Genomic DNA, 10325 nt, shown 5'->3' with positions numbered 1-10325 from the left:
GGCGAACAGCGGCTCCAGCAGGAGATGCTGCTCGGCATCGGCGGCGTCCGTGCGCTGCGGTTGTGGTCGCGACTGACCGGTGCGCCGGTGCCGGACGTCTACCACACCAACGAAGGGCACGCCGGCTTCCTCGGCGTCGAGCGGATCCACGAGCTGACGCAGTCGGCGGGGCTCAGCTTCGACGAGGCCCTCGAGGCCGTCCGTGCCGCGACCGTGTTCACGACCCACACCCCGGTCCCCGCGGGCATCGACCGGTTCGAGGCCGACCTCATCACGCGCCACTTCGGCGGCGACCTCGCTGTCGAGGGCGTTCCCGTGGAGCGGCTCCTCACCCTGGGCGCCGAGGACTACCCGGGCGGCCAGCCCGGCATGTTCAACATGGCCGTCATGGGCCTGCGCCTCGGGCAGCGGGCCAACGGCGTCTCCCAGCTGCACGGTGTGGTCAGCCGTGAGATGTTCGACGGCCTGTGGCCGGGCTTCGATGACGACGAGGTCCCGATCTCCAGTGTCACCAACGGTGTCCACGCCGGCACCTGGGTGGACCGCAAGGTCTACGAGGTCGCCGCGAAGCACCTGGGCACCACCGACATCGAGCGCGACAATGCCTGGGACCGCATCGGTGACGTTCCCCGTGACGCCATCTGGGCGACCAAGCGCGACATGCGCGAGCAGCTCGTCGTCGAGGCGCGCCGCCGCACGAAGTCGTCGTGGACCAAGCGTGGCGCCAGCCCGGCCGAGCTCGGCTGGGTCGACGACATCCTCGACCCCGACGTGCTGACCATCGGGTTCGCCCGCCGCGTGCCGACCTACAAGCGGCTCACCCTGATGCTGCGCGACCCCGCGCGACTCAAGCGGCTGCTGCTCGACCCGAAGCGCCCGATCCAGCTCGTCATCGCCGGCAAGTCCCACCCCGCGGACGAGACCGGCAAGCAGCTCATCCAGCAGATGGTCCGCTTCGCCGACGACCCGGAGATCCGCCACCGCATCGTGTTCCTCCCGAACTACGACATCGCGATGGCGCAGTACCTCTACCCGGGCTGCGACGTCTGGCTCAACAACCCGCTGCGCCCCTTCGAGGCGTGCGGCACGTCGGGCATGAAGGCCGCCCTCAACGGTGGCCTCAACCTCTCCATCCTCGACGGCTGGTGGGACGAGTGGTTCGACGGCGAGAACGGCTGGGCCATCCCGACGGCTGACGGTGTCGACGACCCCGAGCGCCGCGACGACATCGAGGCGTCCGCGCTCTACGACCTCATCGAGAACTCGGTCGCCCCCAGGTTCTACGACGTCGACGCCGAGGGCCTGCCGCAGAACTGGATCTCGATGATCACCCACACGCTGGCGACGCTCGGGCCCAAGGTCCTGGCCAGCCGGATGGTGCGCGACTACACGACCCGGCTCTACGGTCCCGCTGCGCGAGCCGGTTGGGCCCTCAACGGCGAGACCTTCGTCGGGGCCCGCGACCTGGCGGCCTACAAGGCCAAGGTCAAGGCCGCCTGGCCGTCCGTCCACGTCGACCACGTCGAGTCCTCGGGTGTCTCGGACAGCCCGCAGATCGGGGAGACCCTGCACGTGCGGGCCTACGTCTCGCTCGGTGCCCTGACACCGGACGAGGTCGACGTGCAGATCGTGCACGGAAACGCCCACTACAGCGACGACCTCAGCGACGTCGACACCCAGTCCCTTGTGGCCGTCGAGTCCTACGAGGGTGGCCGCCACCAGTTCGCGGGCGACCTCGCGCTGGCCCGCACCGGCTCGTTCGGCTACACCGTCCGAGTGCTTCCGAAGCACTCGGGCCTGGCCAGCACCAGCGAGCTCGGCCTGGTCGCCAACGCCTGACGCGTTCCCCGGCCTCACCAACGGCCAAGCCAACAGCAGCAAGGTATGCCGCGTGCGGACGTCCGCACGCGGCATACCCATGTCCGGGTCAAGTGTGGACAACTGGCGCCGTATCGGCGCCGTGTCGGTGCCGTATCGGGTTGCGGTGCAACGGGTTTCGCGATTCGGTGCGTTGTCAGAGGTGGTTGTTAGGTTGGTTTCATGTCCGGGGGGATGTCGTTCGAGGAGCGCCGCGCGGCGGTGGAGCTGGCGTGTGTCGCCCTGGCCGGGGTCGATGCTGAGTTGTGGTCCGCCGGGGGTGCCGAGCTGGGTGGGTTCGCGGGCCTGCTCGACSAGCTGGGTGCGCGSGTGGACGCSGCGCGGGTGGAGGTGGTGCGTGAGGCTGTCGACCGCGGTGAGGCYGGGGCTGGCCGGTGCGGTGCGTCGGCGTGGTTGCTGGACCATTCCCCGTCGCTGCGGGCGGGYGGGTCGGCGCGGGTGGTGCGGGTGGCYGAGACCGCCGGCGACGACCGGTATGCCGCGCTGGTGGGCGCGGTGCGCGAGGCGCGGGTGCCGCTGGTCACGGCGGCGGTGGTGGTCGAGGAGTTCGAGCGGCTGAGCCCGCGGCTGGCGGTGGGKGCGGASGGGCCGGTGCTGGACGGGCTGGTCGAGGTGGCGTCGTGGGGGCGGCCCACGGAYGTGCGCGGTTTGCGGGAGCGGCTGGTCGCCAGGTACGGCGCCGAGGGGGAGTTCCAGGCCGAGCAGGACCGCGCCCAGGAACACCGCAGCCTGTCCCAGCCGTTCGCGGAGGGGACCGGGCTGTTCGAGTACACGATGGTGGTGGACGCCGAGGCGAAGGCGACGATCGAGGCCGCGGTGCAGGGGCTGTCGGCGCCGCGCCCGGGCGATGGTGAGCCGGACCGGCGGCCCTCGGGGCAGCGGCGGATGGACGCGCTGCTGGAGGTGGTGCGCCGCGGGGTCGCCTCGGCGGACGGGGTGGCCACCACCCCCAAGGCCGAGCTGTTCGTGACCGTGACCCTGGAGGACCTGGTGGCCCGGTCGAACGCCGCGACCGTGTTCGCCTCGGGGGAGGCCGGCACCCTGATCGGCCCCGAGACGGCCCGGCGGGTCGCGTGTGACGCGGGGGTGGTGCCGGTGGTGCTGGGCAAGGACGGTCAGATCCTGGACCTGGGCCGCCGGTTCCGGCTGTTCACCTCCGCCCAGCTGCGGGCGTTGTGGCTGCGCGACGGCGGGTGCACCTTCCCCGGCTGCACCGTGCCGGCGTCCTGGTGCGACGGTCATCACCTGCGGCACTGGGCCGACGGCGGTCCCACCGACCTGGGGAACGCCGCCCTGCTGTGCGGGCGGCACCACACGATCGTGCACCGCAAGGGCTACCACGCCGAACTCGTCGACGGGCGGGTCCGGTGGGACCTGACACCCGGCGCCTACGACCACTGGCTCGCGGAGCTATCGAGCGCGGGCGCGGGCGGGGGTTCCGGCTTCGCAGAGTCGCCGGCGATCCGGTCCTATGACGTGTGGGGCGAGCTGGAGACAGCCGCCGGCGGGCGGAGCGCCGTCGACGGCGTGGCAGGGGCCCCGCCCTGGCGACCATGACCGCGCCCCACAGCCCGCCGCACCCGGCGGGCCCGCTGGCCTGCCCACCGGCGGACGGGCGGATCGAGCACCCGCTTCACCGGCAGGGTCGCCTGCGGCCCCGACCTGGACTGACCGGCGCACATCGAACCGACCCAGCGCGTCGTTGGCCGCTCAGGTGCGCAGGTGGGCGACGTTGGCCCACCCGGGATCCGGGGTGACCCGGATCCGCACGTCCTGCGGCCAGGGGTCGCAGATGCTGGCCAGCAGCGGGACGGCGTCCGCGGCCCCGTCGAGGTAGACGTGCAGGACCCGCACCCCCGCCTGCGACTGGTGCGCGACCACCCTGCCGGTGTCGCCGAGACCTTCGGTGATCGAGTCCTCGAGGGTCCGCAGCGCGGCCAGCGCGTCCTCTCCCGGCAGGCCCCGCTCGGTCTGGTCGTCGTAGGGGACGACGACGGCGGCATGGGTGTCGAGTTCCGGCGCGGTCGCCGACGCGAGCGGGACCTGGGTCATGGCAAGGACCGGCCCACCCTCGCCGTCCCCGCTCAGGATCGCCCAGCCGGGCCTGCCCTGCGCGTCAGTGTTCTCCGCCTTGAGGTCGCGCACGACCGCGCGCAGACCGGTCAGCCCGAACCCGTCGAGGGGGGCGACCAGCGCGGGCGAGACCTCTCCGACCCACAGCTCCACGTCGGTCTCGCCCAGGGCGTTGTCGAGGGCGAGGAACGTCACGGTGATCCGGCTGTGTTCGTCCAGGGTGGGAAAGGCCGGGTGGTGAACGCTGACGTCGACGCGGTGACCTTCCCGCCGCGCGCCGACCACCACGTCGGCGAAGGCGATGCGGTGCCCGCCGATCTCGAGCTCGAGGGACTCCGCGTCCGGGTTGGCCTGCCGCGAGTCCGCGAACTCCCACGTGGCATCGGCGTCCGGAGCGGCCTTGAGCCAGCGACGGGCGGGGGCGCGAAGGGCGGCGTCGCCCTCCGGACTCACGACGAGGCAGTGCTTGGCCGCCGACCCTGGACTGAGCTCCCAGGCGAGGCCGGGATGGATGCCGGAGACCCCACGGCTCATCTGCGTCACCAGGGCGTCGTTGCCGCCGCCGCCGATGCTGTCCTCCGCCAGGGCCCTCCCCTCGGCGGCCCACCACGACCAGAAGGCATCGATCGACTCCTGCGTGCCCTGCGCGCCGCGGTCGTCACGGTCCTTGCTGCGACGGAAGATCCCCATGAGGACAGTCTTGCGCGTGGGGGCACGCGAGAGGCCCGGATTCCAAGTCCAGAAGTCGAACCGTGGAGGAATCCGGGCCTCTCGGCCGAACCTCAGCTGAGGCGTTCGTAGATGATGGCCATGCCCTGGCCACCGCCGACGCACATGGTCTCGAGGCCGAACTGGCCGTCACGGGCAGCCAGGCCGTTGAGCAGCGTCGTCGTGATCCGCGCACCGGTCGAGCCGAAGGGGTGGCCGAGCGCGATCGCCCCGCCATGCACGTTGAGCTTGTCGAAGTCCATGCCGAGGTCGTCGGCCGACGGCAGCACCTGCGCCGCGAACGCCTCGTTGATCTCGTAGAGGTCGAGGTCGCCGATGGTCATACCGGCGCGGGCGAGCGCCTGGCGAGACGCCTCGACGGGGCCCAGGCCCATGATCTCGGGGGACAGGCCGGAGACGCCGGTCGACACCACGCGGGCCAGCGGCGTCAGGCCCAGCTCCTTGGCCTTGGTGTCGCTCATGACGACCACCGCGGCGGCGCCGTCGTTGAGCGGGCAGCAGTTGCCGGCGGTGATGGTGCCCTGCTCGCGGAACACCGGGTTGAGCCCCTGCAGCGCCTCGAGCGTCACCCCTGCCCGCGGACCGTCGTCCTTGCTGACGACGCTGCCGTCGCCCAGGGTCACCGGGGCGATCTCGCGCTCGAAGAACCCGTCGGCGATGGCCTTCTCGGCGCGGTTCTGGCTGCTGACACCCCACTCGTCCTGGCGCTCGCGCGAGATGCCACGCAGCGTCGCGACGTTCTCCGCGGTCTGCCCCATCGACAGGTACACGTCGGGCAGCAGGTCCTGCTCGCGCGGGTCGGACCAGGTCTCGTTGCTCGTGGCGATCTGCTCGCTGCGGGCGGCGGACCCGGCGAACCGGGGGTTCTGGTCGTCACCCGACGAGCCGCCGGCCCCGGCCCAGCTGGTGTACTGCGAGACGCACTCGACTCCACCGGAGATGAAGATGTCGCCCTCGCCGGCCTTGATCGCGTGGTAGGCCATCCGCGTCGTCTGCACCGACGAGGCGCAGAACCGGTTGATCGTGGAGCCCGGCAGCCCGTCGAAGCCGGCCAGCACGGCGATGACCCGGGCCATGTTGGAACCGTGTCGACCCGACGGCTCGGCGCAGCCCCAGTAGAGGTCCTCGACCAGACGCGGGTCGAGCTCGGGGATCTTGGCCAGCGCGGCACTGATCACCTGCACGGACAGGTCGTCGGGACGCATGTCCTTGAGCGAGCCCTTGAACGCGCGCCCGATGGGCGTGCGGGCGGTCGAGACGATGACGGCTTCGGTCACGGGATTCCTCCTCGTCGAGCGGCCGCGAGATAAGCGGTCGCTTAGTCAGCCTCGATGGTATGCCGTGTGGCTGGGTCCGTGGGTGTGTCCTTGCTCTCGCCGGACCGGGCAGCGAACGGGGCCGGGGACGTGTCCGAGGACGGGGTCGCGGCGTCGGTCGGGACCCCTGCCGCACCGTCTCCCGGCTCGTGGCGGTCGGGCACCGGGTTGTGGGGGCGACGCAGCAGCATGGCCCATCGACCGCGGGGGCCACGGCTCTGGCCGGCGATCTGGGTGGCGCTCACCTCTGTGCCCGGGTCGCGCACGGCGTACACCGCTGCCACGGCCACCGGACCCACGCCCTCACCACGGCGGGTGTCGGGGGCGCGGTCCTCGAACCGCTCGCCCGACCACACTCCCAAGGCGGCATAGACGCTGGGCAGCAGCGCGGAGGCGGCGCGGGCGTAGCCGGCGGGGGAGGGGTGGAACCGGTCGGCGCTGAACATCTCGTGGGGGCGTTCGGCGAACTCGGGACCGAGCAGGTCGCCGAGCGACACGGTGCGACCACCGGCCTCGACCACCGCGACGGTCTGGGCGGCTGCCAGGTCGCGCGACCAGCGCCGCCCGATCAGCCGGAGTGGCTGGGGGATCGGCTGGATGGTCCCCAGGTCGGGGCAGGTGCCGACGACGACCTCGGTGCCCAGCGCCCGCAGCGCCCGCACCGTCGTCTCGAGGTGGCGGACCGCTACCGCCTTGTCGATGCGGTGCGTGACGTCGTTGGCGCCGATCATGATGACGGCGACGTGGGGGCGTGCGACCTGGTCCAGGGCGTTGGCGAGCTGGAGCTCCAGCCCGGAGGACTCGGAGCCCACGACCGCCGTGTTGGTGAGGTGGACCGGTCGACCGGTGAGTGCGGAGACACCGTTGGCGATGATGGCGCCGACCGTCTGGTAGCGGTTGTCCGCGCCCATCCCCGCGGCGGAGGAGTCGCCGAGGACGACGAGCTCGACCGGCTCGCCCACGCCGGCGCCATAGGTGCCGTTGTCGTCTGGCGACCCGTCGAAGGGCTGGCCGACGAGCCGGCGGGCCACCTTGGCCTCGGCCTTGAGCACGCCGTAGCCCAGCGCGCCCAGCGCGCCGATGCCCGCAGCGAGGCCGCCACCGCCGTAGGCAGCGGTGGCCGCGATCTTGCGTGCGCGTCGAGCCCGGCCCATCGGCAGTCCTCTCTCCTCGCTGGTCTCCCTGACGTTAACGGCTGTCCATGACATGGTGTGCCCCCTCCCCCTCCGATGGTGCGCCGGGGGTCTTCGGAAGGGATCCACCACCTGTGGGAGAGGACAGGGAGAGGACCGTGATGCCGCCCGACGGCCGTCCGGGGCGTTGTCCAGCATCTGAGAGGATGGGCTGGTGAAGTACGCAGAGCACATCGCCGACCTCGTCGGGAACACGCCCCTCGTCAAGCTGAACTCGGTCACCGAAGGGGTCGCCGCGACGATCCTGGCCAAGGTCGAGTACATGAACCCGGGTGGGTCCGTGAAGGACCGCATCGCGCTGAAGATGGTCGAGGCGGCCGAGGCCTCCGGCGAGCTCAAGCCCGGCGGCACCATCGTCGAGCCGACCTCCGGCAACACCGGCGTGGGTCTGGCGCTCGTGGCCCAGCGCCGGGGCTACAAGTGCGTGTTCGTGTGCCCCGACAAGGTCAGCCAGGACAAGCGCGACGTGCTCAAGGCCTACGGCGCCGAGGTCGTGGTCTGCCCGACCGCCGTGGCTCCCGACCACCCGGACTCCTACTACGAGACGTCCGACCGCCTCGTGCGCGAGATCGACGGCGCCTGGAAGCCCAACCAGTACGCCAACCCCATGGGACCCGCCTCCCACTACGAGACCACCGGCCCCGAGATCTGGAGCGACACCGACGGCCGGGTGACCCACTTCGTCGCCGGCGTCGGCACCGGTGGCACGATCACCGGCACCGGCCGCTACCTGCGTGAGGTGTCCGACACCCGCGAGGGCGGACGCGTCCAGGTCATCGGCGCCGACCCCGAGGGTTCGGTCTACTCGGGCGGCACCGGCCGGCCCTACCTCGTCGAGGGCGTCGGTGAGGACTTCTGGCCGACGGCCTACGACCCCAAGGTCGTCGACGAGGTCATCGCGGTCAGCGACGCCGACTCGTTCGAGATGACGCGCCGCCTCGCCAAGGAGGAGGGCCTGCTCGTGGGTGGCTCCTGCGGCATGGCCGTCGTCGCCGCCCTGCGCGCGGCGCAGGACCTGCCCGCCGAGGCCGTGGTCGTCGTGCTGCTGCCCGACAGCGGCCGCGGCTACATGTCCAAGATCTTCAACGACGACTGGATGAGCTCCTACGGCTTCATGCGGTCCGTCGACCAGAGCACCGTCGGCGAGCTGCTGCACAAGAAGGCCGGCGACATGCCCGCCCTCGTCCACACGCACCCCACCGAGACCGTGCGCGACGCCATCGAGATCCTGCACGAGTACTCCGTGTCGCAGATGCCGGTCGTCAAGGCCGAACCGCCCGTCATGGCCGGCGAGGTGGCCGGGTCGGTCAGCGAACGGGCCCTGCTCGAGGCGCTGTTCAACGGCTCCGCGCACCTCACCGACTCGGTCGAGAAGCACATGGAGGCCGCGCTGCCCCTCGTCGGTGCGGGCGAGCCCGTCTCGGTCGCCCGCCACGAGCTCGAGAAGGCCGACGCCATCATGGTCGTCGAGGACGGCAAGCCGGTCGGTGTGCTGACCCGCGCCGACCTGCTCATCGCCCTGGTCGACTAGCGCTCGGTCCTCGCGCAGGAGCCTTACCGCAGCAGCTCTACCGCAGCCGTCGCGCCATCTCCGGGTGCGGCGGCTGCGTCGCGCCCGGGTGCAGGATGCCGGCCAGCGCCTCGACGCCGTCGACGAGGCGCGGTCCGGGGCGCGCGAAGCTCGCGTTCGCGTCGACTGCCCAGACAGGTATGCCGGGTGGCAGCTCGCCGTCGTCGATCGCCTTGCGTGCCAACGCGACCGAGCCCTCCAGGTCGTAGCCGCAGGGCGCGCACACGACGACCTCCGGGGCGCTCTCCCGGACCGCTTCCCAGGTCACCCGGACCGACTTCTCGCCGGCATCGCCGAGCGCGTTGACGCCACCGGCCAGCGTCACCATCTCGGGCACCCAGTGCCCCGGGGCGAAGGCGGGATCGGTCCACTCGAGGACCAGGGCCCGCGGACGGGGCGCGTCGCGCACGGCCTGCTCCACGGCATACAGGCGCTGGCGCAGGCCGGCCACGAGCCGGCTGGCGGCGCCCTCGCAGCCGGTGGCGGCGCCGAGGGTGGTGACCGAGTCGAGGACCTCGTCGAGGGTGTGCGGGTCGATCGTCAGGACCTCGGCCCGGCACCCGAGGTAGGCGAGCGCGTCGTCGACCACCGACACGTCGACCGCGCAGACGGCACACAGGTCCTGGGTGACCACCAGGTCCGCGTCCAGGGCGCCCAGGGCGCCCAGGGCGCCCGCGTCGAGGTGGTAGAGGTCTTCGCCGGCGGCCATCGCCCGGGTCACGAACGCGTCGATGTCGCGGGGCGACAAGCCTTCCGGGATGGCAGTGGTCGAGACGATCGTGCGCGTGCGGGCCTCCACCGGGGTGTCGCACTCGAAGGTGACGCCGACGACCTCGTCGCCTGCCCCGATGGCGAAGAGGATCTCCGTCGTCGAGGGGAGCAGGGACACGATGCGCACGGACCAGACCCTACGCGGGCCTGCGCGGGGAGGGCGTCGTGGCCGCGAAGGTGTCAGTCGCTGTCCCGCCGCCCGCCGACGTCAGAGCTCCAGCAGCATCAGGTGCAAGCCCACTCGTCCGTGGATCCTGGACTCGAAGGCTGCTGGGACTGTTGCGAGGATCCTGAAGCCCAGGTCCCGCCACAGCCGCAAGGCAGCGGTGTTGGTCTCGACGACCGCGTTGAACTGGATGGCCGCGAAGCCCTCGCGCCGGTGCCACGCGACCATGTCCTCGGCCAGGGCGCGCCCGACGCCCTTGCCCCGTGCCGCCGACCCCACCATGAAGCTCGCCGTGCCGATGTGGGAGCCGCGCCCCGGTCGGTTGGGCCCCATCTTGGCGCTGCCGAGCAGCGTGCCGTCGTCGTCGACCGCGACGACGGTGCGCCCGGGCGGACGCTCGAACCACAGGTCGCGGATCTGGGCGTCGTCCAGCCCCTCGGGATAGGCGTACGTCTCACCGGCCTCGACTACCTCGCGGAAGATCCGCACGAAGGCGTCGAGGTCGGTGTCGGTGATGTCACGGATCTGCACGCCACGACCGTATGCCGTGTGCCCACCGCCGCGGCGACCGAACCGGTCATCCGCGACTGAACCTTCAGTCCCCATCGCTACTTTCAGTCCCGCGCGAG

Annotated in this window: 8 protein-coding genes; 3 read left to right on the top strand and 5 right to left on the bottom strand. The window is 71.8% G+C overall.

All coding sequences use genetic code 11. The features are described 5' to 3' along the window. Positions 1-1839: alpha-glucan family phosphorylase (gene glgP, locus AC1DVZ_RS16030; RefSeq protein WP_477619204.1), on the top strand; the 1839-nt coding region annotated here is incomplete at its 5' end. Between the two features lie 201 nt (positions 1840-2040). Beyond that, positions 2041-3435: an HNH endonuclease signature motif containing protein gene (locus AC1DVZ_RS16025; protein WP_477619203.1), complete on the top strand. Its 1395-nt coding sequence runs from the start codon at positions 2041-2043 to the stop codon at positions 3433-3435. 153 nt (positions 3436-3588) lie between these two features. Here the strand turns inward: AC1DVZ_RS16025 and AC1DVZ_RS16020 are convergent, their stop codons facing one another. The 3 genes from AC1DVZ_RS16020 to AC1DVZ_RS16010 form a co-directional block, all read right to left on the bottom strand. Continuing rightward, positions 3589-4641: a DUF695 domain-containing protein gene (locus tag AC1DVZ_RS16020; RefSeq protein WP_477619202.1), complete on the bottom strand. Its 1053-nt coding sequence runs from the start codon at positions 4639-4641 to the stop codon at positions 3589-3591. Positions 4642-4733: 92 nt separating this feature from the next. Then, positions 4734-5957, bottom strand: coding sequence for an acetyl-CoA C-acetyltransferase (locus AC1DVZ_RS16015; RefSeq protein ID WP_477619201.1), 1224 nt, complete (start codon positions 5955-5957; stop codon positions 4734-4736). Positions 5958-5998: 41 nt separating this feature from the next. Further along, a complete protein-coding gene (locus tag AC1DVZ_RS16010; protein WP_477619200.1) occupies positions 5999-7204 on the bottom strand; it encodes an SGNH/GDSL hydrolase family protein in 1206 nt (401 codons plus the stop codon). A gap of 139 nt (positions 7205-7343) precedes the next feature. Between AC1DVZ_RS16010 and AC1DVZ_RS16005 the strand changes: the two genes are divergently transcribed. Then, the gene (locus tag AC1DVZ_RS16005; protein WP_477619199.1) at positions 7344-8720 is read left to right on the top strand and encodes a cystathionine beta-synthase; all 1377 of its coding nucleotides are present in this window, start codon (positions 7344-7346) and stop codon (positions 8718-8720) included. Between the two features lie 37 nt (positions 8721-8757). On the opposite strand, the gene AC1DVZ_RS16000 is transcribed toward AC1DVZ_RS16005, so the two are convergent. Beyond that, positions 8758-9657, bottom strand: a complete 900-nt coding sequence (locus AC1DVZ_RS16000; protein WP_477619198.1) for an ABC transporter substrate-binding protein — start codon at positions 9655-9657, stop codon at positions 8758-8760. An 81-nt stretch (positions 9658-9738) separates the two neighbouring features. Continuing rightward, positions 9739-10227 (bottom strand): N-acetyltransferase family protein, encoded by a 489-nt coding sequence (locus AC1DVZ_RS15995; RefSeq protein WP_477619197.1) that lies wholly within the window; start codon positions 10225-10227, stop codon positions 9739-9741. Positions 10228-10325 lie beyond the last annotated feature (98 nt).

The sequence above is a fragment of the Pedococcus sp. P2_E5 genome (assembly GCF_056403895.1).
Note: the sequence above shows the minus strand (reverse complement) of the source record. Positions and strands in the feature narration are given on the sequence as shown.

Bases quoted from the DNA above. Each gene is read 5' to 3' on its own strand.
- AC1DVZ_RS16020 (WP_477619202.1), bottom strand. From the start codon at position 4,641: ATGGGGATCTTCCGTCGCAGCAAGGACCGTGACGACCGCGGCGCGCAG.
- AC1DVZ_RS16010 (WP_477619200.1), bottom strand. From the start codon at position 7,204: ATGTCATGGACAGCCGTTAACGTCAGGGAGACCAGCGAGGAGAGAGGA.